Here is a 25832-nt window from a genome sequence, read left to right as displayed (position 1 = left end):
AGAGCGAGTAACTCCCACTCCTGGTCGGTGAGTTCATGGCGTCGTATCACCCCACCATGATCCACCCTCCGATGATCTTTGAAGACGGACCCTAGGTGAGGAGTGGCCTTGTCACCCTGTCACTTGTCAGGGCCGCTGGTGCCGCTTTGTTTTCTAGGGTTCGAGTGTCCTTCCAACTCCCGGCTGCAGCAGGGGGATCCTTCGCAGACAGGAAGGATGGCATCGATGGGTGTGGCTTGTCCCGTTCCGCGCTCGCCGCAGCTGCCGCCTTGTGCGTGGTCGCTGCCGGCGTGGTCCTTGTCCGGCCCGCGTAGCCGGCACGGGCTCCGGCTGCGGATGGACGGCGGTGCGGAGGCTGGGTTCACGAGGGCTCGCGTTTGTCCTGGCTGGAGCGCGGGCGTTCAAGGGCCCACTGCTCTGTCTGGCGGAAGACCCCATCCTCCCCGCCCCTGCGCTGCCGTGCACCGGCCGCCACACCGTTCACTGTTCATCGCGAAAGGCATGACCTTGCGCAGACTTCTCAATGGCGCTGCCGCGCTTACCCTGACCACCGTCGCTGTCCTGGCAGGCGGCGGCCAGGCTCAGGCCGAGGGCGGCTCGTGGGCCGGCTGCCCGTACGGCGTCGATCTCACCCCGATCAACTCGATCCTGCTCAGGGAGCACCACCAGTGAAGCGTCGCCTTCTCGCCTCCGCCGCCGCGCTGCTGCTGATCGGTGCTGCAGCAGGCTCCGCCGCCGCCAACGCCCCCACCAATGCCCGAGCCCGGGCAGACGCCGATGCCGCCATGGTTGCCCCTGCCGGGCGGGCTGCGCAGGCCGGTCCCGCGTCAGTCCAGATACCCGACGGTGTCACCGCCGGGGCTGCCGTGTTCGATCGGCAGGCCGGTACTTTCACCGAGGAGCTCAACACGACTCTGCGTTTCCGGTCGGCTTCCGTCGTCAAACTGCTGCTGGCGTTGGACTTCCTGTGGAACCGCGGCCCCGACTACACGGTGCCCGCCGCGGACCGGGCCTGGCTGGAGCCGATGCTCCGCAGCAGCTGGGACGACGCGGCCAATTACTACTGGTCGCAGAACGGCGGCCCGGCGATCATCACCCGTATGGCCGGCCGTCTCGGCCTGAAGGACACGGTTGGGCCGCCCGCCGGGTACGACGGCTACTGGGGCTATGCCTCGCTCTCGGCCCGTGACACCGTGACCATCTACCGCTACCTCCTGGACTCGGCACCGGCTGCGGTACGCGACTTCGTCATGAGCAACCTGCGCCAGTCCACCCGCTGCGCCTCCGACGATTTCGACCAGCACTTCGGCATTGCCGGGGCCTTCGAGAAGCCGTGGGCGATCAAGCAGGGCTGGGCGGGGTCGTCGTACGAGGAGGGCACGTGCGGCCCGCCGGGCACGACGGTGGCCGCGCCGCGTACGGCGGAGACGGCGACCGCGTCAACTGGCCGGGCCCAGGCCGCCCGGGCCCAGCACCAGGACCAGGCTCCGGTTGCCGCGGGCGTGGATCTGACCCGGCCTGCGTTGCACAGTACGGGGACGGTGGGCGTGGGTGACCGGTTCGTCGTGGCGGTGTTCACGCTCCATCCGGTCGGGACGTCGTACGGGAAGGCGTTCACGGACATCGGCCGGCTGACCCGCTCGCTGGATGTTCCGGGTGCGGCGCGGCCTGCCGGGTGGTGGTACGGCACGTGGAGCAGCCATGTGAACGTCCGCCGCGACCCGTCCACACGTAATGCGCCGATCACGCAACTGCCCTCCGGGGCTGAGGTGTTGGTGGGCTGCCAGGCGCGGGGAGAGGAGGTGGAGGTGCCGCCGTACACCAATGACTGGTGGGCCTATCTGCCTCAGTACGGCGGCTGGGTCTCCAACATCTTCATGAGCTCGCCCGGCAACCGGCTGCCGGACGTCAAGGACTGCTGACCTCGGCGGACGCCCAGGAGCTGTTGGGCGCGGCCGCGCGGTGCTTGGGTTGGTGCGAGGGCGGCCGTCTCCTCACCGCTCGTAGTCGGCGAGGAAACGGAGCACTTTCTCCACGTGCGGCCGCACGCGTTCGGGAACGCCGCGTTCCTCGATGACGGTCCGATCGCTCGTGCGGTAGCCGGCGGCGATCAGCGCGGGGAGGTCCTCGGCGGGCAGTCGGGCCTGTTTGAATCGCTGGTCGAGCCAGCACACGTACAGGCTCATGGTGTGGATGGCGTCCGGCGGTGACAGGTGGTCCTTGTCCCCGTCGCCGTCTCCGTCCACGGCCCAGGCCCGGAACACCGAGGGTGTCCACATGGCGATGCCGTGCTCGTCGGTGGCCGGGCGGGCCGCGTTGGCGTCGAAGCCGCTCTCCGCCTTGAGTAGCGCGGCGAGCAGTGCGGGTGTGACCTCGGCGTCGGTGCAGCGTCGGGCGGCACTGACGATGACCGGCCGCAGCGCTTCCGGTACGTCGGAGTCCTGCGGGATCTCCCCGGCGGCCACGACGGGCGAATCCGTGACGGCGGCCGGCGTGCCACGCCCGCCGCCGCGGTCACCATCCTCGTCACTGTGGCTGCCGAACAGTGCGAACCCGGCGACTGCGACGGCGGTGGCCACCGCGACACCGGCGAGCGCAACGCCGGTGGCCGGCAGCAGCCGACGCCGACGGCCACGCCCGCCTGGAAGGGCGTCGATGCGGGCGGCGAGGCCGGCGGCGGTGTGCGGGAGGCGGGCTGCGTGGTCCGGTGCCAGGCAGTCCCCGATAAGTCGGCGCCAGTCCTCCTCGAGCCCGGCGTCCAGACGCAGTGGGGCGCTGCCGCGGGCGTAGGCCTGCGCGGCGAGCGAGCGGGCGCGGGCGGTGGCGCCGGAGAACGGGTGAAGGCCACCGGTGAGGACCTGATGGGCCAGCACACCGAAGGCCCAGATGTCGGCGGTCGGCCGGACCACCGACCCGTCGGCGCCGGTGCGCTGGGACCACCACTCAGGCGGCAGATGGTCGAGTGTGCCGAGCGGCGGCATGTGGGCGTGGGTGCCGTCGAGTTCGGTGGCGAGGCCGAAGTCGGCGAGCCAGACCTCGCCGTCGGCGCCGAGTAGCACGTTGGCGGGTTTGAGGTCACCGTGCACCCACCCGGCGTCGTGCATATGGGCAAGCCCGGCAGCAACACCCCGCAGCAGGCGTACCGAGTCGGGGACCGGGCGGCCGGTCTCGGCGGCGTCCAGGACCTGGCGCAGGCTGGCCTCGGCACGGTCCATCACGAGCGCGATCGCGCCGTCCAGCGCGGGCAGCTCCGGCACGTCGATGGTGCACACGGCGTGGGTCCGTACGAGGTGCGGATGGTCCGCCTCCGTGCTGAACCGCACCTCACGCGCCACCAGTTCACCGAGCGCGGCACGCTGGCCAGGTGCCAGACCGCCGGTCGGCAGCACCTTCATCGCCACCGTCGTACCGTCGGCGACCGACCGGGCCTCGTACACGGTGCCCCAGCCGCCGGAGCCGATGACCGCATCCAGCTCCCAGCCCTCGATACGGAAGCCCGCCGGCAGGCGCGGCGCCGGTGCACCCAGCGCGTCCTCCCCGGCCCAGGGTGCTCCCAGCGGACCGCTCTCGTCTCCTGATGCCCTCAGCGGACCACTCCTGTCCCCTGATGCCCTCAGCGGACCACTCCTGTCCCCTGATGCCCCCAGCGCGCCGTCCCCGGCGCCTGACCGGGTCACGCCCCAGCCCCCTGTGCCCCAGCTCGCCTACGGGACGGCAGCAGCGCGAGGTGCTCCTCGCGCACCAGACCGAACCGCAGAGCGAGCATGGCCAGCCGGGCACGTTTGGCGCCGGTACGGCCATTGCCGTCCGCCCCGGACTCCTCACCCACGTCCAGGCGCAGCTTCGCAAAGGCCAGGTAGTCGATGTGGTAGTTCACCGCGGAACGGGTCAGACCGCGGCAGCTCTCCAGCGGACGCAGCCGCTCCGCAATGTCCCCGGCCCCCGGCAGTGCCCCGTCCGACCCCTCACGCAGCCGCGGTTCACACAACGCCACCAGCACCAGGAAATACTTGGCCGTCACATCGAGCGCGTAGGGAAGCACCGTCTGCTCACCCGCACCCGGCACGGACCGCTCATCCAAAAAGGCGTGCTGTGGGGCGAACACCTTGAACTCCGCGGTCCCGCTCAGTGCCGGCAGCACAACCCGGGAGAATTCGAAAGGCACCGGCGCCCCAAGCCTTCTAGGCGCAACGGTGATGTACTCACCGGCACCCTCGAGGTTCTCCACCACATAGGCGCAGTCACTGCTGAAGTTCGACAACCGCCAGTAGTCCTCGGCCGCCTCGAGCCGCCCCGCCCGCCGGGAGATCCCCGGATCGGGCAGGACGATGGACACGTCCCCGCCACCGGGCAGCCCCCGCCCGAAATCGGCCACATCACCCGGCCCCATGTACAGCAACCCGGGCCCGCCCGCCCCGCCCGCCCCGGCAGCACCCGGCCGCACCGGACCGGACGGCTGGACAATGATCGTTTCCATGCCGACTCTCCCCCCGAAATGATCGCCAGGACTGTAGGCGGTACCGGTTACCGCCGGCCCGGCGCGATACGTGCACCCCACATCGCAACTCCCGGCGACTGATGGTCAGTTCAGCCATGGTCGGCGCGACACCGAGAGCATCACCGGTCACAGCCGCCGCCGCAACCTCCCACACCCGCCGCCCGGCCATGGAACCATCCCTCCCCAGCTGACCTGCAGCAACGCAAGAGCCTGGGATACCGATGCCGCGTCCGTACTCCGTCAGGGCCCTACAGCAGCGGGGCGTTGCGCAGAGCGGCACGCCCGCGGGCGGCGGCCCGAGCGCTCGCAATACAAATCGCCCATCGGCGAGGGCGATGATGTCCCCGCCGCGGCGGCCAAGCCGCGTCGGGTATGGGAACCACCCGGTGAGATCCCACAGGCATAGCTCTCCAGGTCAGTCACCCACCACGAACAGCGCGAGCCCCGGCCAGGGCCGGCATGTCAATCTTCCACCGGGGTCGGCCAGTTCGAACGGACATCTGCTGCCGGAGAAGCCCCCCCCGCACGTCGGCCTGGGAGTGTTGCCCGCGACGGTCACTTGCCGGGGTAGGCCCGTAGCGGACTCCCCGTCCGGCGTGCGCAGCTACGGCACGTAGGCCTGCCCGCAGTTTGAAGGAGCCCCAGCCTCGTCGGCCTTTCGAGAGCCGCCACATAAGGAACGCCGACGACGACTCCCCACGGATCGACGGCAGCCCGCCGCTTCAAGGCCGACCCCGGCCCTCAACTCGCGCAGTTCACCCACACCCACAGCCACGGCTGGCTCGTCGCCCCTACCCAGCCACGCACGGGGAGAACCTGCGTCCACGCCACGGGGAGAATCCGACGGAGACGTCACCTGATCCGGCCGGCCCCGTAGACCGTCCCCCGAGGCGCGAATCGTGCAGCGCGTTCCGCCATCGCCGGCAGCAGCAGCGGCCCCGCCCGCTTGGCGCGCCGCTGAACAAGAGCGCTCTCCACTCGGCCGATGCCCGCCAGAGCGCCCAACTCGCCGGCCAGGTAGTCATACAGAGCGCCGGTGTCACGGCACTGCACCATGGCGAACACCGACGCCCGGCCTGTCATGACGGCAGCGAAGGCGACCGCAGCATGCTGTGACAGCGCCTGCGTGACCTCGCCCAGCGCGGCAGGCGCCACCTCCAGCCACAAAAGCGCCTCCACCGGGAAGCCGAAGTATGACGGGCTCACATCCACCTCGAAATGCAGCACCCCAGCGGCCCGCAGCCCGGCGACACGGCGCCGCACGGTCGAGGCCGACCACCCGGTGGCAGCGGCCAGCTGCGCGACGTCCGCCCGGCCATCCAGGGCCAGTTCACCCGCCAGCCGCGCCTCCGCCTCACCCCAGCCGGACACTTCGGCAACGACGTCCGGTCCCTGCGGTGACTCGGGCGCGGAGCCGAGGAGAGTGGCCTGCTCGGACGCCTCCAGCGCGCTTGTACGGCCCGCCCAGCCACCGACCCCGGCGACCGGCCGCAGCACGCAGCCCGCCTCGACATCTCGAATTCCCGGGGTCCGCAGCAAGTGGTCGAAGAGCGGACGACCGCCCTCCGCCTCCGCGCCAGGCGTGCGGACCATGCACGTCAGCCGTGGCCCGCCGACGAGCGGGGCGATCCACGAGGTGTCGTCCCGCTGCGCGAGCGCGGCGGTCAGCGCATCGGTGGCGTCCGGCGTGCAGTCGATGCGGACGAACCAGTCGAGCATGCCGATCCGCCGGCTGTCGACAAGCCCGACCACCCGGACCACGAGGGCCGACCGCAGCCGCTGGTAGCGACGCGCGACAGTGCGCTCCGGGACGTTGAGCACGGCGGCGATTCGGCTGAACGAGGCACGCCCGTCGATCTGGAGAGCATGGATCAGACGACGGTCCAGCGCGTCGAGCGTGACCGATTGCGCCACCAGACTCCCTCCAAACGTCCGAACACGTCCAACCCGGCGACCCTACAGCGCGCGGCGGAGCACCCGGGAGGACGCTGGCGGCAGCCCACCGCAGAAAGGCAGACCATGCTGACCGTCCTTCCCATCCGATACGTCGCCGACGTCGACGCATCTCGCGACTTCTACGTCGGCCTGGGGCTCAACGTCCGCCAAGAGCCCGGCGCTGCCGTCTGGGTCCGCCTGACCGCCGCCGCCGGCGCCGTCGGCATCCACGCCGCAGCCGTCTCGCAGGGCCGGCCACCCGGCACCACCGAACTGGGCTTCACGACAAACGAACCGCTGGCACAGGTCGCGCAGCGCCTCGAACACAACGGCTACCCCTTCGAGCTCGTCGAGGAGAACTTCGGCCGCAGCATCCGCGTCACCGACCCGGACGGGGTCGTCGTACAGATCCAGCACATCGACCCCGACACCGTGCGCAGGTCGGCCGCGGCCGTGGCCGACGACACCGCCTGACCGGCAGACGCGGCAAGCGCCCCGCCGACTCGGCCCCTCACTCCCAAGACAGGCCGTAACGACATCCTTCACGGCATCCACCACGACATCCGCCACGGCAGAAAGACCCGGCATGGAACCGCTCGTCACACTCGTCGCCGTCACAGGCCTGCTGCTGCTCGCCGGGGCACTCGGGGCCATACGGCTCCGTCGGCCGACCACCGCCCTGCGCGGTGGCCTCGCAGCCATGTTCACGCTCACCGCCGGTGCGCACTTCGTCGGTATGCGCGACGAACTCGTCGCCATGGTGCCGCCCGCCCTGCCGGCCCCCGGCCTGCTCGTCAGCTTGACCGGCATCGCCGAATTCGCCTGCGCCCTCGGGTTGCTGTGGTCACGAACGACCCGGTTCTCGGCCGCCGTGCTCAGCGTGATGCTGGTCGCCATGTTCCCCGCCAACGTGTACGCCGCCACCGGCGACGTGCCCTGGTACGACGAGCTCGGCCCCCGGACCGCCTTGCAGACCGTCTTCCTGGCAGCCACCATCACCGTGCTGGCCCGCCACAGCCGGACAGCAACGGAGACCCCCGCGGAGCCCTCACCCAGCGCTCGCCCCCGCGACCACCGCCGGGCCGAGGCCGAAGACCACGGCGATCCGCAATTCGGACCCGCGCCAGATCGCACTCCCTGGACATCATCCAGTTCGTCGAGTCCGCCGTAGCAGATGAATGCCCCAGCAATGCCCGCAGAGACAAGTAGTGGTCCGCTCTACGCTTGTACAAAGGCCGTTGAGTCACGTTCGGCACGCCCGCACCCCACTCCTTCGCGCGGACCGGGGCCCCAACCCAGCCGCCGGTCGAGCACACCCCCATCCGCGCCGAACTCCTCCGGCCGCTGGGCCCGATTCCTCTTGCACGGCTATGGGAACTTTTAGGGCGCATAGTTACCCTCCGCCCATGATTCCCACGGTGGTTTGGGGCACAGGCAATGTCGGTCGCGCGGCCATCCGAGCTGTCGCGGCACACCCGATGCTCAGCCTGGTGGCCGTGCTGGTGTCGAATCCCGCCAAGATCGGCAAGGACGCGGGCGAACTCAGCGGACTCGACCGGCACCTGGGCGTGGCGGCCACGGACGATGTGGACGGGATCCTCTCCGAAAGCCCCCGCGCGGTCGTGTACGCGGCTTCCGGTGACGTCCGCCTGGACGGCGCCATCGACGACATCACACGCGCGCTCCGCACCGGTGCCGTGGTCGTCACACCATCCCTGTACGGCATGTACGACTGCACCAACGCACCGGACGAGATCCGCGACGTACTGCTGGCAGCCGTCGAGACCGGCGGCGGCTCGCTGTTCGTGTCCGGCGTGGACCCCGGCTGGGCCAACGACGTACTCCCGCTCCTGATCAGCGGACTGGGATCAGACATCGACGCCGTCCGCTGCCAGGAGATCTTCGACTACTCGACATACGACCAGGAGGAAGCGGTCCGCCACCTGATCGGCATGGGACACCCTCTGGACTACGAGCCCCTGATGCTCGCCGAAGGCATCCCGACGATGATCTGGGGCGGACAACTGCGGATGATGGCACGAGCCCTGGGCGTCGAACTCGACGGCATCGAAGAAACCTTGGAGCGCCGCCCCCTCGATACGTCCGTCGTCACCGAAACGATGGGGGAGTTCGCGGCCGGCACCCAGGGAGCGGTACGGCTCGAGGTGCAGGGCGTGGTGGAGGGCGAGCCCCGCATCGTCATCGAGCACATCACCCGTATCCACGCCGGCTGCGCCCCTGACTGGCCCACACCACCGGACGGCGGAGCGGGCGCACACCGCGTGATCATCGAAGGGCGCCCCCGCATAGAGGTCACGGTCGAAGCCACGGACGAGGGACACAACAGAGCCGCCGGCGGCAACGCGACAGCAGCCGGCCGCCTCGTGAACGCCATCGACTGGCTCGCCGAGGCCCAACCCGGCCTCTACGACGCACTCGACATCCCGCTGCGCCCCGCGGTGGGCAAACTGGGAAAGAAGTGATCATGCAGATCGACATCCCCGACGGCGCCGAACCCATCCCTTACGTCTGGGGCGACCTGGTGCCCGAGATCGGCCACGCAGCCAGCGCTTTTTCCATGGCCGTCTATCAGTACACGACCCTAGGGCTGCGCGAGTTCGAGGCAGCCCGCCTGCGCATCGCGCAGATCAACGGATGCCAGTTCTGTCTGGACTGGCGCACCGAACGCGACGGCGAGAAGGTCGAGGAGGGGTTCCTGGACGCGGTCACCCAGTGGCGGATCACGGACTCCTTCGACGTACGAACACGGCTGGCCGCCGAGTACGCGGAGCGCTACGCACTGGACCATCACGATCTGGACGACGAATTCTGGGATCGGATGAAGGCGCACTACAGCCAGGCGGAGATCGTGGAGCTGAGTATGAGTATCGGCTCCTGGCTGGCGTTCGGCCGCCTCAATCATGTGCTGGGGCTCGACAGCGTCTGTGTGCTGCCGTCGCCGCAGGGTTCCTGAGGAGGCGCGCGTAGGACTGCGGGCCGGGGCACATCGGCCACGGCCCACAGCTCCGCTCGGGGCGGCGCCCACGGCACGTGGCAACGCTCAGAAGTCCCCGGCGATGATCTTCTCGATGTTGCGCTCGGCCAGCGCGGTGATGGTGACGAAGGGATTGACGCTGACGTTGCCGGGAATCAGCGCACCGTCCATCACGTACAGGCCGGGATGGCCGTGCAGGCGGCCGTAGTTGTCGGTGGCCTTGTCGAGGACCGCTCCACCGAGCGGGTGGTACGTGAGGTGGTCGCCCCAGATCTTGTAGGCGCCGAAGAGGTCGGTGCGGTAGATGGTCCCTTCCTTGGCGTTGATCTTGTCAAAGATCGTTTTCGCCATGGCGATCGACGGCTGCTTCCACGCCGTCTGCCAGTCCAGTTCCACCTTCTCCGCCGACGCGTTCCACGTGAACCGACCGCGGTGCGGATTGTTCGTGATCGACAGATAGAACGACGCCCAGGTCTCGATACCGGTCGGCAACGGCGCCACCTCGGCGAACGCACCCCCTGCAGCCCAGTTGTCGATGCCCGCAGTCGGGATCGACGACTGGAGCGCCCCGGTCGGGTCCCACAGATGGTTGGCCCGGCCGCACATCACATTGCCGTTCTCGCCCCAACCTCTGCCGATTTCATTGTTGAGGCCGGGCAGCGCGCCCGTCGCCTTCAGACGCACCAGCAGCTTGCTGGTGCCGACGCTGCCTGCGGCGAAGAACACCCGTTGCGCCCTTACGGTCTTGGTGGCGGTGACGGCTCCGCTCGTGTCGAGTTGCTCCATGGCCACGGAGTAACCGCCCGTGGCGGGCGTCACCGCGGTGACCCTGTGCAGCGGTGAGATGCTGACCCGGCCGGTTGCTCGGGCCTGTGCGAGGTAGGTCTTCGGCAGCGACTTCTTGCCGTGGTTGTTGCCGTACAGGATCTCGCCGGCCAGCGCCGACTTGGTCACCGCCCCCGCGGCCTCCTGCTTCATGTAGTCCCAGTCGTAGACGTTGGGGACGAACATGAAGCGGAAACCGGAGCGTTGGGCGTGTTTGCGGCCTACGCGTGCGTACTGGTAGGCCTCGGTCGTCTCGAACCAGGTGGGGTCGATCGTGGTGACGCCGAGGGTGCTGTTCGCTCGCGGGTAGTAGACGTCGTACATCTCATCGGCGTCGACCGACGGGAGTACTCCGGGGAAGCGGCTCCGCTCGGGTGTCACCGCCATGCCGCCGTTGACGAGGGAGCCGCCCCCGACACCCCGCCCCTGATACACCACGATGCCGCCCATTTCCTCGGCGTCCAGGATGCCGGTGTATCGCGGCACGTCCCTGTCGAGCGGGAAGCCGAGGAAGTTGCTCAGGGGCTGCTTGGTCCGTGTGCGCAGCCAGAAGGACCGGTAGTCCGGTGTGGTGGTGTTGGCGAAGACCTTGCCGTCCGTCCCCGGAGTGTCCCAAGCCATGCCCATTTCCACCATGTGCACATCCACGCCGGCCTGAGCGAGCCGAAGCGCGGTGACGGACCCTCCGTACCCGGTGCCTATCACGAGTGCGTTGACCTGTGCACCGGGCTCGATCAGACCGGGCTCCTCAGGCAGCGCGGCAGCAGCCGGCAGGTCGAATGTGCCCAGAGCGGCGGCGCCAAAAATAGAACAAGTTCTAGCAATGAAGCGACGGCGGGAAGGGCCTCTTCCCTCCAGTTTTCGGGGTGGTTTGGAGTCCACGTAGATCCCCTTTCTCTCGCATAACAGAAACGAGTTCTACTGGGAATCGCGAAACAAGTCACGAGAAACGTGCGGGTAACTTAACTGCCGTTTTCGGCTTTCCCGCATCAGGAATAGACCGATAACGCATCTGCCTCTTCAGTATCGATCCAAACTCGCGAACCATTACCTACGAAACTGATCCCTTTCAAGTCCAACCGCGTGCCGTGCCCGACGCAGGAGGCGATCACCGCGACCCAGCCGAGGACTCCCCAGGCTGGAACCGCGAACCTGGCGAGCGCCCTTCACCGATCGGTGCTCCCAGTGCGCCAACGAGCCGTCAGAGTCGGTACGCGAGAGGGTCATGGACTACAGCGGCGCTCCGTCGGCCGATCGCCTGCTGGGCAATGCCCATTGCCTGGGCCGCCCTGCTCGGCGCAACCCGCCTGCGACGTTCGCCGGTGGCCTCTCGCGATCCTGGTGACACCGGGCCAACGCCACGACAGCAGCTGCGCACGCCCCCTTCTGGAAGGATTCGGGTCCCGCGCACCGGCCCGGGTCGATCTCGCTTCAGACCCGATCAGGTCATCGTGGACAAGGCCTACAGCGCCCGAGGCTTCCCGGCCTACCTGCGCCGACGCGGCATCGCGCAGACCATCCCGGAGAAGGTCGACCAGCAGCGACACAGACTCAACCACTTCCGCCGCGGCGGACGACCGCCGGCGTTCGACCGGCAGACCTACCGCCAACGCAACATCGTTGAGCGCTGCTTCAACCGGCTCCAGGGGTTCCGCGGCATCGCCACCAGGGACGAAAGGACCGCCACCTCGATCGCACGCTCGGCAAGGCGCTGATGAACCTGGCCCGACCGGCACGGGCCGCAAGAGGTGCACCGTACTCAACAACCGCGAACAGCCGTTAAGTTGACATAGCTGTAGCTTGCGGATGGTAAGGGCGAAGAGGGACGATTAGAAGCGGTCCCTGACAGCGACGGTCGGTTGAACACACGAGGGGTGACGGTGATCGAGCGCAATCTCACGCAAGAGGAGGTGGACGCTCTCCCCTTCGAGCACAACCTGTCGGATGGCCACGCCTTCCGCTCCTGGACACCCGCCGAATCTGCGATCATCGGCGAATCGGCGCGCTTCTTCGCCGAGTCAGACCGCAGGGGCGGGCAGCGGGCCGAGGCCGAGTACATACGACGCTACCTCGCGCTCGGGGGGCAGTCATACATCCCGGATTACTTCACCGGGCTGATGTCATACTCCGCCTCGATGGCCGTCGAGATCGTAGCCAATCTGCTGCGCCTCAGAGGGCTTTCCGCGGCCCTGATCGAGCCGTGTTTCGACAACATCGCCGACATCCTGCGGCGCCACCGCGTACCCCTGCAGCCGTTTCCGGAGACCGTACTGACGGACGGAACAGCCGCGTTGGAGGCGCTGCTCGAGACGCTTACCGCGGACGTGATCTTCCTGGTGAGCCCGAACAATCCGACCGGTACGGTGGTGAGTGAGGCGGCATTCACCCGGATCGTCGAGTACTGCGTGGCCGAGGGGAAGCTGCTCGTTCTGGACGGGTGCTTCCGGGTCTACCTGTCCGACGAGGAGGTCTACGACCATTACAGGATCCTCGCTACTTCTGGAATCGACTGCGTTGTGATCGAGGACACAGGAAAGGTCTGGCCTGCGGCCGAGTTGAAGGCACCCTTCCTCAGCGTTTCGCCGAGGCTGGTCAGCGCCGTCGTCGGCATGCACTCGGACTTCCTTCTGCACCTCTCGCCTTTCACCGTCCGGCTGATCACAGAGTTCGTGTGTCTCGCGGAGGCCGATGGTGGCGACTATCTACGCGAACTGGTCGCGGAGAACAGGACGCTCTTTCAGAGCGGGATCCCTGGTTCGTTCCTGAGGACGGACGACACTCAGAAGCTGGGCCTGGCATGGCTGGAGGTGGCGGCCGGCGGACTGGATGGAGAGGGCGTCCGCAGGCTGCTCGCCGAGCGAGGCGTCCATGTCCTGTCCGGTGAGAGGTTTTACTGGTCGTCACCGCACCTGGGTCGACGGCACCTTCGCATGGCTCTGTTGCGCGACCCGGACATCATCGTCCATGCCTCGGCGGTGATTGCCGGGCTTGGGGACGAGCTCGGTGTGGGCTGATCACGGAGGAAGCGGCACAGCGGCAAGGGCCCGGGCCGAGCGCTGGGCGTCCGGGTGGTTTTCGCCCAGCACGTGGCATCGACGCATCCAGGTGTCGCGGTGCAGTTCGCGGGCGCGTGTGTAGTCCTCAAGCGCGCACAGATCGTCCGCGAAGCTGTAGGCCGAACGGAGCGTGTCGGGGTGGTCGTCACCGTGCAGCCGTCGCCGCCGGTTCCATACGTCCTCGTTCAGCGCCCGCGCTCGGGGATACTCACCCATCCGGTGGAGGGTGATGGCGAGGAAGTGTTCCGTACGCAGGGTGTCCGGGTGGTCCTGGCCCAGTCGGTGCCGCCGCTGCCCCAGCACCCACCGCTGTAGCTCCAAGGCCTGCTCCAGCTCACCCAGGTCGCACAGGTCCGAGGCGAGATGGTGCGCGGAGTGCAGTGTGTCGGGATGGTCCTCGCCGAGGACCTGCCGGCGGCGCTTCCAGACGTCCGCGTTGAGATCGCGGGCCCGCTCGCGCTCACCGAGCTCATACAGGTCGGAGCCCAGGTAGTGAGCCGACTGCAGTGTGTCGGGGTGGCTCTCGCCGAGCAAGCGGCGGCGATGCCGCCATCCCTCTTCGTCCAGGGCACGCGCCCCGGCAAAGTCCCCCAGGTCGCAGAGGTCGGCAGCGAGCTGGTGCGCGGAACGGATGGTGTCCTGATGGTCCCTGCCGAGGACCCGGCGCCGCCGATCCCAGACTTCCTGGTCAACATCCCGGGCTTGTGCGTACTCACCGAGCTCGAACAGGTTGGACGCGAGGTTGTAGCCGGAGTGGAGTGTGTCGGGATGGTCGGGGCCGAGCCGGGCCGTCCAGGAATCCCGGGTGATCCGGCAGATGTCGACCGCGGAACGGGATTGGCCGGAGAAGTACAGATACCGTTGCACCTTCAGGACCAGGGCACGGAACGCCTCTGCGTCCAGCTGGATTCCGGGTAGGGCTGCGGCGGACGAGAGGAGCTCCCTGACGTGCGGAACGATCAGCCCGTACTCCGGCCAGGATTCGGGCGTGTCCGGGTCGCCCAGAGTGACCGTGGCCAGCAACTCCTCGGCGGCATGGTGAATCACCCCGTGCTCGGCGAGCGGGAGCCTTGCCCGGAGCAGGGTATGAACGAGGCGGTGCATCTGCAGGGCGTTGTCTGCGTGTCGGGCCAGTCCGAGGGTGACGATCTTGCGGACGGCCAGTGCGGCCGTCGCCGTGTCACCGAGCTGGACGCCGAACCGAGGCGGCCCGACCGTGGGATCGGAGCCCAGCGGGATCGGCTCCGGGGCGAGAAATGCGAGCCGGTCGAGCAGGGCGGCGGCAGCCGGCCCGGCAGTCGTCACCAGCCGGTCACGACTGGTGACGACCACTGACACCAGGCCGGGGTGGGCTGAGACCGTGCGGTCGTCCAGGCCGCTCGCCGTCGGCTGGGATTTGAGAAGCGTGAGGTAGTCGGCGGTCTCCAGGCCGGTCTCGTCCAGGAAGCAACCGACTTGCTCCACCGAGAGGGGCAGATCGCCCACTGCTGCGGCGACCCGGTCGGCGTCTTCGGGGGACAGGGAGGGACAGCGGCGCGACAGAAGCGTGATCGACTCGTCTCGCTCGAACTCGGTGATGTCGATGCGCGTGCCGATCCGTCCGATGCGGGGATCACGACCGGTGATGAGTAGCTTCCCTCCGTCGGGAGGGAGGAGATCGTTCATGGCTCCGAGATCGTCAAGGTTGTCGTACACCAGCAGCCAGTCCCGCCTGGCCGCCAGTTCCACCCAGAGGGCCCGTATCAACAGAGACGGCTGCACTGCGGTGAGCCCCAGCTGGGAGGCCAGGGCGGTGAGGCTCGCCATAACCGCGGCGGGCTGGTCGGCGCCCACCCACCACACCAGGCCGTAGTCGTCGGCGTGGCGATGGGCGTATTCGAGGGCTAGTTGCGTCTTGCCGATACCCCCCATCCCGATGAGCGACACCCAGCCGTGTTCCTCGGCGCCGCCTTCTCCTGCGCGTCGCATGTTGGTGCTGACGCGTTCCAGGAGGGCGATCCGCCCGGTGAATGCTTGATTGCGCGACGGAAGCGCGTGGATGGGCCTCGAGCGGGTGACCGGTCCGTTCGACGGCGGGGGTGCCAGGTGCACATGGTCGATGCGCGCGGCAACGACTCCGGCGGCGATCGCCGCCGTTCCGGCCGCGATCGTCTGCTGGGCGGGCGTCTCTCCGGAACCGCTTAGCCCTCGTGCGGTCCCGGAGGCGAAGGGTGGTGCCCGGTCGTCACTCCTTCCGAGACATTCCCTCCGGCAACGACGCCACTAGTTTCGACCTGGAGGCCAGGCGTCAGGCTGACGCCGCTGTGATGCGCCAAGCCGGCCTCGTGGCGTTGCAGGCGGTCGACGGATGCTGCCAACTCGGCGGCAAAGCCGGGATCTTCCTCCGCCACGTCGGCGATCGCGTCCGTCGCCCGCCGCGTCGTGCGCTCAGCCACCTCGCCGTCGACGGCCTGCTCCAGCAGACGCGTGACGGCGGGATCGTCGCCGACCACCCCACTGACCAACTCGTGCAGGGCGTCCATGCTCTCGTCGAGGACCCGGTCGACCTCGGCATCGGGAGGGGTGCCCACTCTCCGGACGTTCCTGACGAGGTAGCCGACCGTCGCTCCGGCCACTAGTTCCAGTCCGGGTGTAGGCACTGTCCCTCCCCGCTGTCGCCTGAGACAAGTAAACACCCTGACGGCCCACTTGCTGCCAAATCGTCTCCGACAAGGTTCGGGACGAAATACGTTAAGGCGCGTCATTTGACGGTGGTGCCTGGCTTTTGACGGCTAATCGCAGTGGAGAAGTGTCGTTGACGAGGCGTGAAGGATGTCAACGCGCTTGATCGGATGGTGTTTTCGGGGCTCGGGACGGCACGGACGCGGCACTGAGATCGCTGTGGCCGCCTGACCGTCCTGGACGCGGTCGAAGAGGGGGAACGGCCCGTAGCGCGGGCTCGGACGTCGTAGTACGCGGCGCTGCGCTGTGCCTGCGGGCGCACCTTTGAGGCGTATACATGACCATCACCGGGCCGGGCGTGGCGGAGGGGCCGTTGGATGGACGACGGGTGGCGGTGCGGGCACGGGTGCGGCGGGGGCGGCCCCGTTGAGTGGGAACGAAGGGGAAGGGTGCTCAGCTGTCCGCGGACTTCCTCAGAGGCCCGGCGACGGCCGCAACCAGTGGCGGGTCTGGGCTGTCTTTTGGGAATGTGAACACACACCTGCCCCGGCGCCGGGCCGAGCGGCGCGGTCTGCGACTTTGGCCGGTCGGCACGGTCCTCGCCCTGACCTTCACCGCCGCGGTCCTCGTGGCGGTCGCGGTGTTCTACTCCGGGTGGGAGCTTCTTGGTGCCCGGGGGCTCAAGGCCGAGCCCCGCATTGAGTCTCAGACGCTGTTCGATCTGGTGAAGCTGTCGTTCGGCGTGGTCGCCGGCGCCGGTGCCTTGGTGGCTCTGGTGGTGGCGTACCGGCGCCAGCGCGTCGACGAGGACGGTGCCCTGCGGGAGGCGACCCGCTTGCACACCGAGCGCTTCACCACTGCTGTCGCCCAACTCGGCGAGGAGTCCGCTGCCGTGCGCCTCGGCGGGGTGCACGCTCTGGCTGGCCTCGCCGACGACGCTCCCACCCGTCGCCTGCGCCAGACCTGCATTGACGTCATGTGCGCTTACCTTCGCCTGCCGTACACCGTCGAGGCGGACCTGCCGGCGGACAATGCACAGGCTCGGCACGCGTACGTGGCCCTGCGGGAGGTGCGGCACACGATCATCCGCCTCATCCGTGACCATCTGCGGCTTGAGGAGGAGCACCCGCACTCCTGGCGGGGGCACGACTTCGACCTCACAGCTGTCACGTTCGACGGTGGCGATCTCTCGAAAGTGCACTTCGTGGGCGGGATGGTCGACTTCAGCGACTCGGTCTTCTGCGGAAGCATGGTCGACTTCCGGGGTGCGCGGTTCTCCGGTAGCACGGTCGACTTCAGCAGGGTGGACTTCAGCGGCGGCACCGTCGACTTCAGTGGCTCTGACTTCTCCGCAGGCACTGTCTCCTTTCGCGACGCGCGGTTCTCCAGAGGCACGGTTCACTTCAGCGGCAGTCGCCTCGCCGGTGGTACGCAGTTCTCCGGTAGCGCGATCGTTTTCAGTGGATCGGAGATCTCCGGTAGTACGGTCAGCTTCGATGGCGCGTGGTTCTCCGGCGGCCAGTTCCTCTTCGACAGGGTGGACTTCTCCGGCGGCACGGTCGACTTCAATGGCTCACGCTTCTCCGGCGACGCCAGCGTCGAGTTCGGCGCGTCGTTCTCCGGCAGTACGGTCAGCTTCTGCCGCGCGCGCTTCTCCGGAGGCATGGTCAACTTCAGCGACGCGGTCTTCTCCGGGGGCCTGGTCGACTTTCGCGCCGCGCAGTTTGCCGTCGCCCGGGTCATATTCGGCGGCATGGTCAGCGGAGCGAGGTTCTCGGGTGGGCGCGTCGACTTCCGCGGCGCGGAGGGTGTCGCGCCGATCAACCTGGTCCCGACGGACGGGTCGCCATTGCCGGCCGGGTTGAGTCTGCCGTCCATGTGGCATCCGTCAGGGACGTAATCCTTCTGCCTCCCCGCGATAGTTGCGGACTTGGTCCTCCACGACGTCGGCTCGGTACGACGTGACGGACTGGCCGTGACCCTTCGCGAGGATGCGGCCTACCTCCGTACGTTCTCCTGCAGGCAGAACGGGGGTCTGCGCTGTGCGCTGGCGCCGACCGGGGAGGTCGCCCACCCGGGGAGGTCGAGCTGCACCGAAGCGTTCCTGACCCTCGGATGTGCTCTGATCTGCTGGAGGTGTCTGGCCGCGTCAGGACCGCAGCCGGTCCTTGCACCAGAGGGTCTTTGAAGGACTGGAGCCATTCAGTGCACGCGATCTCCGCATGCCGCCGGAAACAGCATGGCGCCTGGTGGCAGTTGGCTCGGATCTCGGGTGATCACGCGCAGGCATGCGTCGCGGGAGTCCTCCGCGGGCGGGTATTCGAGGGTGAGTTCGCTCAGGATGGTGATGGCTCCGGCGTGATGCATTTCCGCCGCGTGGACGCCGTCGGGGAGACAGCCGGCCAAGGTGCCGAAGGCTGCCGTGTCGCTGCCGTCGGCGATGCATTCGCGGATCTCGAAGCGCCAGTGCGCGGCCGCGTCGGCCAGCAATGACTTGCCGCTCTTGCCCCGTCCTGCAAGGAAGTCGGCACGATCCCGCAGATGGTGGGCGATGGCACAGCAGATGGGAACCGCGGTGCCGTCTGGAGCCGTCACCCGCGTGTACCCGGCATGCGGGTAGCTCGACAGAGCTTCATCGAGCAGCCCCAGCGCGGTGTCCTGTGCCGCCGGGTGACCTTGGTGGGCGATGTCCAGGAGCAGCGGGGTCGCAGCCACAGCCGCGGGGAACACCGCGCCACTGTGACCATGAACGATCCCACCGCCGCCGAGCTGCGAGCCCGCCTCCGCCGCCTGTACCAGGTTCGCTGCCTCGGCCAGGGCGCGTAGACCATGGGCGGCCCGATCCGGTTCATACCAGTCGGGATGGCCCGGCACGGAGTCCCACTCCACCACGTCGATCTCATGCAGCACAGCAGCATCCTGGCACCCAGCCGCTACCCACGGTACGAGCCTCAACGAGGTCCTGGGAGTCATTCCATGAGCAGTTATTAGACTGCTCATGGAATCCGAGACACCGTCTTACCCAGGTGCCCACCACCCACCTGATCTCCTACCCTGTGCCGGGGCGGCTGAGCAGGGGGATCGGCGATGAGCATGTACTTCGACATCGGTGACGAGACGCTGTGGAATCCGTCGAACGGCGCCGGCCGCCTCTTTCTACGGCAGGTCGAGATCTTCGAGGCGGAACTCAAGCTGCCCTCGGGAATCGGCCAGGGCAAGTATTGGGGCGACCCGGACACACTCGAGGTCGATCCGGTCGTGTACGCGGAGTTCGTACGCGGCCTGGTCGTCCGGCACTGCCGGACGGGGCACTCCGTGATCCTGGCGCTCTCCGAGGGGTTCGTGGCGACGGCGGTCGCGCTCGCACGGCGCGCGGGCATCGAGGTGGAGATACCCGAAGCGGGGTCCGGTCATGTGGATGGTGGCGTCCAGCGCGACGTGCAGCTCCCCGGCAATCCCCGGACCGCGTCAGCCACCGTCGCTACCGCGCTCGACACACGGGCGCAGGAGATGGACCGCTGGATGGCCCGCTGAGCCGGTGCGCCGCATGCCGCTCCTTGCCGACACAACCGCCTGGACCACGTTGCCGTTTCTGCCTCTTGCCCACCACGCACCTGAGTCGTCCTGTTAGGGCCAGACACCGGAGAAGTCGATCTCGTGGGCCCATTCTGGATGGTCTATCAGCGGATTCCGGTTGCCCTGGATCTCCGCTATGGCCGCGTTGCGGTGCAGTTCGTACTCGGTCACCGCCTCGCTCGCGTGCCACTGCAGCAGGACGGGCAGTCGGTCCTCGGGGAACTCCCGCGCGGCGTCGCCGACCTGGCCCGGATAGCGGAGCAGGAAGTACAGGGTGGCACGCGCGACCGCGCCCTTGCCCTCCTCCGGCTCGAAGCCCGCGCTCTCGCGCATCCCACACGCATCCCGGACCGCTTCCTCGAAGTCGGGGAAGTCGAAGTACGGGAAGTTACCGCGGAAACTGTTGCAGCCGACCTCGCACGCGAACAGATGGTGCAGGTCGCCGCGCATGGGTTCCTTCTTTTCGAACCACGACTGCGGAACCACATGCTCGCAGTTGAACGGCATCGACGCCTCGAGTGCGTCGAACTCCGCCTCGAACTCGGCCGGTCCTGCCGTGCTCTCCAGCAGCAGGAGTTCCTGCACGCGAGCCAGCCGAGCCTGCGCCACGGCCGCGTCGGCCCGTATGAGCTCCTCGGGGGAGAAGTCCTTGCCCGAGTAGATGCTGCGCAGCCGTCCGTCCTTGTGCAGGTCGACCCATGGATAGACCAGCCGCATGGGCTTGTACTTGGGCTGGGGCTCGTGGCTGTTTGTCAGCAGCTGCGTCAGCGCGCGGCGCAGCGCGTCGCCGTCGCTGGTGCGGATGTTCGCGTAGTACGCCTCGCGCGCGGCCGCGTCCGTGGCGCGGTCGTAGTAGGGACGCTCCCGTGCGACCCGATGGTTGATCAGGGCCGCGTCGACATCCTTCTCCACCGCTGACACGACGTCCGGTCGACCGGCCGGCGGCTGTGGTGCGGTCGGCGGCATCGGTGCAAGAGCGGGCGGCGGGGCCAGGACAGCGCCCCACGAGGCCGACGGGGCATCGAAGCCGATGCTGATCCGCAGGGGGAGAAGGAAGTGGGTTGTGCTGTCGGCCTCATGAGTGATTGTCCGGCCTTGGGAGCCGTTGGTACCTGGCATGGATCCGTTGGTACCCCGCATGGTGGACTCGCCGTTGAGGGGGGCGGCCATCGGCGGGGTGCTCGGCCCGGGAGGCGGGGTGAGCCCGGCGGTGAACACCTCGTCCCGCAGTCGTGCTGCCTCTCCGGTCAGGGGTACCTCATGCAGGGCCCCCAGCACGCGGCTGATCCGTACCCCCTCGTTGGCCAGCCAGGCCAATTGCTGCTCGCCCATCTCGGGCCGCCACACCCCGCCGTCGACGCTCAACGGCCGGCCCTCGGCATCGGTCTTCGGAACGGCCGAGTGATGCAGCGCGACGACTTCCCATTGGTCGTTGAAGACCGGAGAACCCGAAGAACCCTCACGGGTGTCGCATTCGTAGTGCAGGAATCGCTCCAGAATGTCGACGATCTGGTTCTCGCGCAGCGCGATCTGCTTCGGCTCTCCCCGGGGATGCTGGATGATGTTGACGAACTCTCCGATCAGGACCTTTCCTTGCGCCTCGCTGAGCACCAGCCGGCCGAACAACGACAGGTCCTCTCCCTGCGCGCCACGCGGAGCCACTGCGACGAGGCTGTAGTCCAGTGCTCGGTCGGTGACGAAGAACCGCAGGGGCTCAAGCTGAAATACCGCCGGTAGGAGCGGGCTGCCGTCGACGCTGTCCTGGAACGCGAAGGCGACCTTGCTGCGACTCGCCTCCTGCGTGCCGCGCAGCACGTGGTTGTTGGTGAGCAACAGGGAGGGGGAGACCATGAAGCCGGTTCCGTGTCCACCTCCGGGACCGCTGATGGTGATCCGGCCGACCGAGCGCGAGACCTGGACACCTTCCTCCAGGAACGCGACCGGGGTGAGGTTGTTGCGCCCGATCAGGCGCTCCAGCCCCAGCGCGTCACTGTTGAAGGCTTCCGGGGGAAGCTGCAAGGTGCTCCCCGCGCTGCTGGCCGGTTCCGTCTGCGTTCGCTCGATCGCCCGCGCCATGGCCCAGTCCGCACCCAGACGCGCCAGCCGCTTCTCGACCCGCTCTGGGGTGTCCGCATACAGCACGCCACGTGACTCGAGAACGGATTGGTTCCCCTCGCGCCGTTCGGTGCGATTCGCGTAGCGGGCTGCGGCCAAGGTGAGTTGTGACAGATAGTCTGATTCTCGTTCAGTAGCGAGTTCCGCCGTGGCCATGATTTGCCTCCGGGCGCCTCTGGTGGTGGTCGCTGTCTGTGTTGGTTCGGCTCTAGCGCTCCGGCGGGAGCAGTCCGTCCACCGGCAGCAGGTCGAAGAAGTTGTGTTCCGCCGCGGGCGCGTACCGCACGAGGCCCGCGAAGCTGGGGATACGGACCGTCACCTGCGCGATCGCTTCGGGTGCGGCCTCCTCCAGGGACTCGGACACGGCGCCGTGCCAGTAGCCCGCGTTGTTCAGCGCGTCGCCGGTCGGCTCATTCGTGAGCCGCGTGGAGGACAGGTTGACCGGCAGGTACAGCTGCCGGACGCCCTTGTCCGCGCAGGCCTGTGCGAGCAGTCGGCCGGTAAGACCGTCACCGCCGCTCTCGCCCGGAGCGATCTGCCTCAGCATCACGAGCAGCGGCCGCTCGCCGACGCACGGCCAGGAGTGCGCGAACGAGAACGTCGTCCCTTCCGGTTCACCGCTGTCCTGTGGCCCGTACCGGCCGACGGCCTCATCTTTGGGCTCAGGGCGAACCTTTCCCTCGAAGTAGGCCCACCGCCAGCCCTCGGCCCGCCCGTCGGCATTGCCCGCCAGGGCACCCTCCGCCCAGGCCTCCGCGTAGTCGGGGTCGCGTACCAGCGGCGTGCGCGGTACGTCCGGTGGAGAGCTGATGCCCTCGTCGTAGCCGTCCTGCCATGCTCTGACACCGACCGGCACGAACACGCCCGGGTCCACCGGCACGGTATGGGGGTTGTGCTGAGTCATGACCGGCCTCCTTCACCAACTGGGTTTGGCGACATTGCCGTACGACCAGGTGGAGCTCTTGGACATCTCGAAGTGCAGATGTGGTCCCGTGGTGTTGCCGGATCTGCCGACCTGTCCGAGCTGTTTTCCGGCGCTGACCTTCTGACCCGTCCTCACCTGCCGTTGCGAGAGGTGGCAGTAGGTGTACATGTGGCCGTTGTCGGCGCGGAGCCCGATCCACTGCCCGTATGCTCCGCCCTTGTTGTTCGACCAGGCGATGGTGCCGTTGCGTACGGCGACCACCGGTGTGCCGGTATTGGCGGCGAAGTCCTGGCCCGTGTGTCGACCGACCCCGTCCCGCTCCGGTTTCCAGGCGTACGGACCGCGTGCGTAGAAGCCGAAGGTGACTCGGTGCCCGGGCACGGGCGACGGCACCCGTTTCCCGGGACGGGGGGTGACGGGAGCGGCCTTGCAGCTGACCTTGAAGCCGGCGTGGCGGCCGAGGGTGGTGAGGGAGGTGCAGCCGGGGTTGCCGTCGGCGTCGGCTCCTTTGAAGCCTTGGGCGAGTTGTTCGGCGCGGTATGCGGCCTTGGTCTGGGGGCCGAAGAGGCCGGTGGGGCCGTCGGGGATCTTGCGGCCTCGGGCTATGAGTGCTTTCTGTACGGTGCGTACGTCCTCGTTCCGTTTGCCGAACTGGACCTTGGACAGGGCTACCATGACGCCTCCTAGTACGGGTGGGGTGGCCGGTGCGGATCGGCCTGCTGGACGCGTGCGGCGAAGTTCGATCCGGACTTGTTCACGTGGTATCGGGCGCGCACGTAGTTGACCGTGGCGCACATGTCCGCGACCACGTCGTAGGGCGTAGTCGCCGTGTTCGCCTGATGGTGCGTGGCGAACGTGGGAGGGATGCACTGCGTGGCGCCTCGGGAACAGTTCTGCGGGTGGCCGTCGGACACGATGGGGCCATGCGCGTTCGCATCCGTCCGGTTCACACGGAACTTCGGGTGGTTCGATGCGGACTCGCGTCTGGCGATGGTGGCCAGGGCCGGGACTCCGAACCGAGGATCCATTCCGGTCAGTGCGCACGCCTTGTCGGCATAGCGCCGCATGGCCGCTTCCCCGACCTTGTCGCCGGGATCGAGGTACGTCACCTTGCCGAGCGGGAGCCTGCCGTTGCTGTTGGCGGGAGCGCCTTGGCAGTTGACCTTGAAGCCGGCGTGGCGGCCGAGGGTGGTGAGGGAGGTGCAACCGGGGTTGCCGTCGGCGTCGGCTCCTTTGAAGCCTTGGGCGAGTTGTTCGGCGCGGTATGCGGCCCTGGTCTGGGGGCCGAAGAGGCCGGTGGGGCCGTCGGGGATCTTGCGGCCTCGGGCTATGAGTGCTTTCTGTACGGTGCGTACGTCCTCGTTCCGTTTGCCGAACTGGACCTTGGACAGGGCCACCATGAGAATTCGCCTTCTCTCGTCATGCCCAGAGGGTCATGGTGAGGTCATGGAGAGCCGTATCCGCGCGATCTGGCCGGGAGGCGGGGCGGCAGTGTCGGCGGTTCGACCTCGTTGATCCAGACTCCAGGGCTGGACGGCGGCGAGGGGCCGGCCTGGGGACCGGTGGGCACTGATGGCGCCGCTGATCTCGGAGCTCCGGGTGGAGAGAGTGATGCGGGGTGGAGAGAGTGATGCGGAGTGCCGTCGGAGCGGGCACCTGTGCGCGGTCACTCGCTCCTGCATGGTGATCTGCGGGCTGGTCACCGGCAGGTCGACCCCCGTCTGCCAGGCCGTGTCGTTCCGTGCCGATGTCGTCGACCGCGACGCACGACCGCTTCGATGGCGCTGTGGCGGTCACACCGTTGTCCTTCCGTCCGCGCGGAAGTTGGTCAATTCGACGCTACGGAACTGCCGTCAGCACCGCGTTACTCTGGCGTCATTGGCGCCGCCTGGAGGCGGAGCATGCGGGCGAACGCGGGGGAGGGCTCGACGCCCAGTTCCTCGTGCAACAGGCGCCGAAACGCGTGGTAGTGACGGACCGCCTCGGCGAGGTTTCCTTCAGCGAGGTGGGCCGACACGGCAGCTCGATGGGCGCTTTCGCGGAGCGGCTCGCTGCGGACGCTCGCCCACGCGGCCTCCAGTGCCAGTGCCGGTTTTCCCTGTCGTGTCAGGGTCTCGGCGAGCGCGTCGAGTGCGTGCAGGCGCAACTGACGCAGGCGCTCACGCTCCAGGAGCACCCAGTCCTCGTCCCAGCCGGGCAGCAGGTCCTCGCCCGACAGCATTGCCAAGGGCGGCCCGCCGTTCAGCGGGGGGTCGCACTCCTGGATGAGACTGAGTGCTGTTTCGGCGAGGGTGTGCACGTCCACTCGCACGGTTGCCGTGATGACGAGGTCGTCGCCGCAGCAGCGGATCAGGGGCGGCTCGCCGCGGGGGAGCTTCCACAGGGTGGTGCGCAGGCTGCCCCTGGCGTGCTCTTCGGATACCTCCGGCCACAGCGTTCCGGCCAGGACCGTGCGCGACACCCGGCCTCGCAGCCCCACGAAGGCCATCATCCGTTGGCCGTTGCGGCACAGCTCGACGGCCTCGGACCCGAATTCCAGCCGGAACTGGCCGAGCAAGCGCAACTGAGGGGGAGGTGACACCAAGTTGATCGCCTCGCGTGCGGCGCTTTGCAGCGCGTATTCGTACGGTGCGCTTCCGGGAGGGGCGCGTGCTCCGAGAGGGGCGCCGTTATCAGTTTGAGTCGATCGAACAAGCGGTGCAACTTCGGCCCAGGGGCTTCCTTGCTGGCCTTCGCGGCGAACGGCTCCAAGCTCAGCCCAGCTGGGCCCTACCCTGACCACAGAACGAGGGGATGGATTGCGGGCTACCTCCGCAGCGGGTGGGAGAGTGCAAGGGTGGGAGAAACCCAGCCACGATGGTCCAGAGGCTCAGGGCACGAAGACCTGGCTGTGCGCTTCTAGGCGGTTTCGTTTGGATTATCGGGCGGACCAGAGGAGGATGCCTGCGATGTGGAGTCCGGCCAGGTAGATCGTGGCTGTCTTCTCGTAGCGGGTGGCGATGCCTCGCCACTGCTTGAGGCGGTTGATGCACCGCTCGACGGTGTTGCGCTGCTTGTAGGTCTCGCGGTCGAAGGCCGGTGGTCGGCCGCCCCGGCTGCCGCGTCGACGCAGGTGCTCGCGGATCGCGCGGGACGAATACGCCTTGTCCGTCAGGACCATGTCCGGTCTGGTGCGCGGCCGACCACGTCGTCGAGGAACACGCAGGCGGGCCATGACATCGGTGAAGGCCGGTGCATCGCCGGCCT

At 68.1% G+C, this 25832-nt stretch carries 23 protein-coding genes; 10 read left to right on the top strand and 13 right to left on the bottom strand.

Features of this window, described 5'->3' with window-relative positions; genetic code table 11:
* The first annotated feature begins 501 nt into the window (after positions 1-501).
* Positions 502-672, top strand: a complete 171-nt coding sequence (locus tag ACWGDB_RS40710) for a hypothetical protein (protein ID WP_453827095.1) — start codon at positions 502-504, stop codon at positions 670-672.
* The gene (locus tag ACWGDB_RS40705; RefSeq protein ID WP_453827094.1) at positions 669-1922 is read left to right on the top strand and encodes a hypothetical protein; all 1254 of its coding nucleotides are present in this window, start codon (positions 669-671) and stop codon (positions 1920-1922) included. Before ACWGDB_RS40710 ends, ACWGDB_RS40705 begins: the two co-directional genes overlap by 4 nt.
* A gap of 72 nt (positions 1923-1994) precedes the next feature.
* On the opposite strand, the gene ACWGDB_RS40700 is transcribed toward ACWGDB_RS40705, so the two are convergent.
* From ACWGDB_RS40700 to ACWGDB_RS40690, 3 genes are all read right to left on the bottom strand, one after another.
* The gene (locus ACWGDB_RS40700; protein ID WP_453827093.1) at positions 1995-3677 is read right to left on the bottom strand and encodes a serine/threonine-protein kinase; all 1683 of its coding nucleotides are present in this window, start codon (positions 3675-3677) and stop codon (positions 1995-1997) included.
* Positions 3674-4477 (bottom strand): serine/threonine protein kinase, encoded by an 804-nt coding sequence (locus ACWGDB_RS40695; protein ID WP_453827092.1) that lies wholly within the window; start codon positions 4475-4477, stop codon positions 3674-3676. Before ACWGDB_RS40695 ends, ACWGDB_RS40700 begins: the two co-directional genes overlap by 4 nt.
* An 873-nt stretch (positions 4478-5350) precedes the next feature.
* Positions 5351-6412, bottom strand: coding sequence for an Lrp/AsnC family transcriptional regulator (locus tag ACWGDB_RS40690; protein WP_453827091.1), 1062 nt, complete (start codon positions 6410-6412; stop codon positions 5351-5353).
* A 105-nt stretch (positions 6413-6517) separates the two neighbouring features.
* On the opposite strand from ACWGDB_RS40690, the gene ACWGDB_RS40685 reads away from it, so the two are divergent.
* The 4 genes from ACWGDB_RS40685 to ACWGDB_RS40670 all read left to right on the top strand — a co-directional run bounded on the left by ACWGDB_RS40685 (position 6518) and on the right by ACWGDB_RS40670 (position 9407).
* Entirely contained in the window at positions 6518-6907 is a 390-nt protein-coding gene (locus ACWGDB_RS40685; protein WP_453827090.1) for a VOC family protein, read from the top strand.
* A 112-nt stretch (positions 6908-7019) separates the two neighbouring features.
* Entirely contained in the window at positions 7020-7604 is a 585-nt protein-coding gene (locus ACWGDB_RS40680) for a DoxX family protein (RefSeq protein ID WP_453827089.1), read from the top strand.
* 235 nt (positions 7605-7839) lie between these two features.
* Positions 7840-8916 carry an NAD(P)H-dependent amine dehydrogenase family protein gene (locus ACWGDB_RS40675; RefSeq protein WP_453827088.1) on the top strand — a complete coding sequence of 359 codons (1077 nt, stop codon included), beginning with the start codon at positions 7840-7842 and terminating at the stop codon, positions 8914-8916.
* Between the two features lie 2 nt (positions 8917-8918).
* Positions 8919-9407, top strand: coding sequence for a carboxymuconolactone decarboxylase family protein (locus ACWGDB_RS40670; protein WP_453827087.1), 489 nt, complete (start codon positions 8919-8921; stop codon positions 9405-9407).
* 87 nt (positions 9408-9494) lie between these two features.
* Here ACWGDB_RS40670 and ACWGDB_RS40665 read toward each other — a convergent pair whose 3' ends face one another.
* Positions 9495-11135: a GMC oxidoreductase gene (locus tag ACWGDB_RS40665; protein WP_453827086.1), complete on the bottom strand. Its 1641-nt coding sequence runs from the start codon at positions 11133-11135 to the stop codon at positions 9495-9497.
* 569 nt (positions 11136-11704) lie between these two features.
* On the opposite strand from ACWGDB_RS40665, the gene ACWGDB_RS40660 reads away from it, so the two are divergent.
* A complete protein-coding gene (locus ACWGDB_RS40660; RefSeq protein WP_453827085.1) occupies positions 11705-11968 on the top strand; it encodes a hypothetical protein in 264 nt (87 codons plus the stop codon).
* Between the two features lie 159 nt (positions 11969-12127).
* Complete coding sequence (locus ACWGDB_RS40655) at positions 12128-13267, top strand: aminotransferase class I/II-fold pyridoxal phosphate-dependent enzyme (RefSeq protein ID WP_453827084.1); 1140 nt, start codon at positions 12128-12130, stop codon at positions 13265-13267.
* On the opposite strand, the gene fxsT is transcribed toward ACWGDB_RS40655, so the two are convergent.
* On the bottom strand, positions 13268-15400 hold the full coding sequence (gene fxsT / locus ACWGDB_RS40650; protein ID WP_453827083.1) for an FxSxx-COOH system tetratricopeptide repeat protein: 2133 nt from the start codon (positions 15398-15400) through the stop codon (positions 13268-13270).
* Between the two features lie 89 nt (positions 15401-15489).
* A complete protein-coding gene (locus tag ACWGDB_RS40645) occupies positions 15490-15879 on the bottom strand; it encodes a hypothetical protein (protein WP_453827082.1) in 390 nt (129 codons plus the stop codon).
* 719 nt (positions 15880-16598) lie between these two features.
* On the opposite strand from ACWGDB_RS40645, the gene ACWGDB_RS40640 reads away from it, so the two are divergent.
* Positions 16599-17870: a pentapeptide repeat-containing protein gene (locus tag ACWGDB_RS40640; RefSeq protein ID WP_453827081.1), complete on the top strand. Its 1272-nt coding sequence runs from the start codon at positions 16599-16601 to the stop codon at positions 17868-17870.
* 302 nt (positions 17871-18172) lie between these two features.
* Here ACWGDB_RS40640 and ACWGDB_RS40635 read toward each other — a convergent pair whose 3' ends face one another.
* Positions 18173-18880: a hypothetical protein gene (locus ACWGDB_RS40635; RefSeq protein ID WP_453827080.1), complete on the bottom strand. Its 708-nt coding sequence runs from the start codon at positions 18878-18880 to the stop codon at positions 18173-18175.
* A gap of 177 nt (positions 18881-19057) precedes the next feature.
* On the opposite strand from ACWGDB_RS40635, the gene ACWGDB_RS40630 reads away from it, so the two are divergent.
* A complete protein-coding gene (locus ACWGDB_RS40630) occupies positions 19058-19504 on the top strand; it encodes a DUF6086 family protein (RefSeq protein WP_453827079.1) in 447 nt (148 codons plus the stop codon).
* 93 nt (positions 19505-19597) lie between these two features.
* Here ACWGDB_RS40630 and ACWGDB_RS40625 read toward each other — a convergent pair whose 3' ends face one another.
* The 6 genes from ACWGDB_RS40625 to ACWGDB_RS40600 all read right to left on the bottom strand — a co-directional run.
* Positions 19598-21688: an endonuclease gene (locus tag ACWGDB_RS40625; protein WP_453827078.1), complete on the bottom strand. Its 2091-nt coding sequence runs from the start codon at positions 21686-21688 to the stop codon at positions 19598-19600.
* A gap of 181 nt (positions 21689-21869) precedes the next feature.
* Positions 21870-22565 (bottom strand): hypothetical protein, encoded by a 696-nt coding sequence (locus tag ACWGDB_RS40620; RefSeq protein WP_453827077.1) that lies wholly within the window; start codon positions 22563-22565, stop codon positions 21870-21872.
* Positions 22566-22577: 12 nt separating this feature from the next.
* Positions 22578-23261, bottom strand: a complete 684-nt coding sequence (locus ACWGDB_RS40615) for a M23 family metallopeptidase (RefSeq protein WP_453827076.1) — start codon at positions 23259-23261, stop codon at positions 22578-22580.
* Positions 23262-23269: 8 nt separating this feature from the next.
* Positions 23270-23986 carry a peptidoglycan-binding protein gene (locus ACWGDB_RS40610; protein ID WP_453827075.1) on the bottom strand — a complete coding sequence of 239 codons (717 nt, stop codon included), beginning with the start codon at positions 23984-23986 and terminating at the stop codon, positions 23270-23272.
* Between the two features lie 464 nt (positions 23987-24450).
* Positions 24451-25167 (bottom strand): AfsR/SARP family transcriptional regulator, encoded by a 717-nt coding sequence (locus tag ACWGDB_RS40605; RefSeq protein WP_453827074.1) that lies wholly within the window; start codon positions 25165-25167, stop codon positions 24451-24453.
* Positions 25168-25503: 336 nt separating this feature from the next.
* Positions 25504-25832 (bottom strand): transposase (locus tag ACWGDB_RS40600; protein WP_453827073.1); only part of this gene is annotated, 329 nt, incomplete at its 5' end.

It is taken from the genome of Streptomyces sp. NPDC055013, from assembly GCF_053608645.1.
This window is presented reverse-complemented; position numbering and strand designations above follow the sequence as displayed.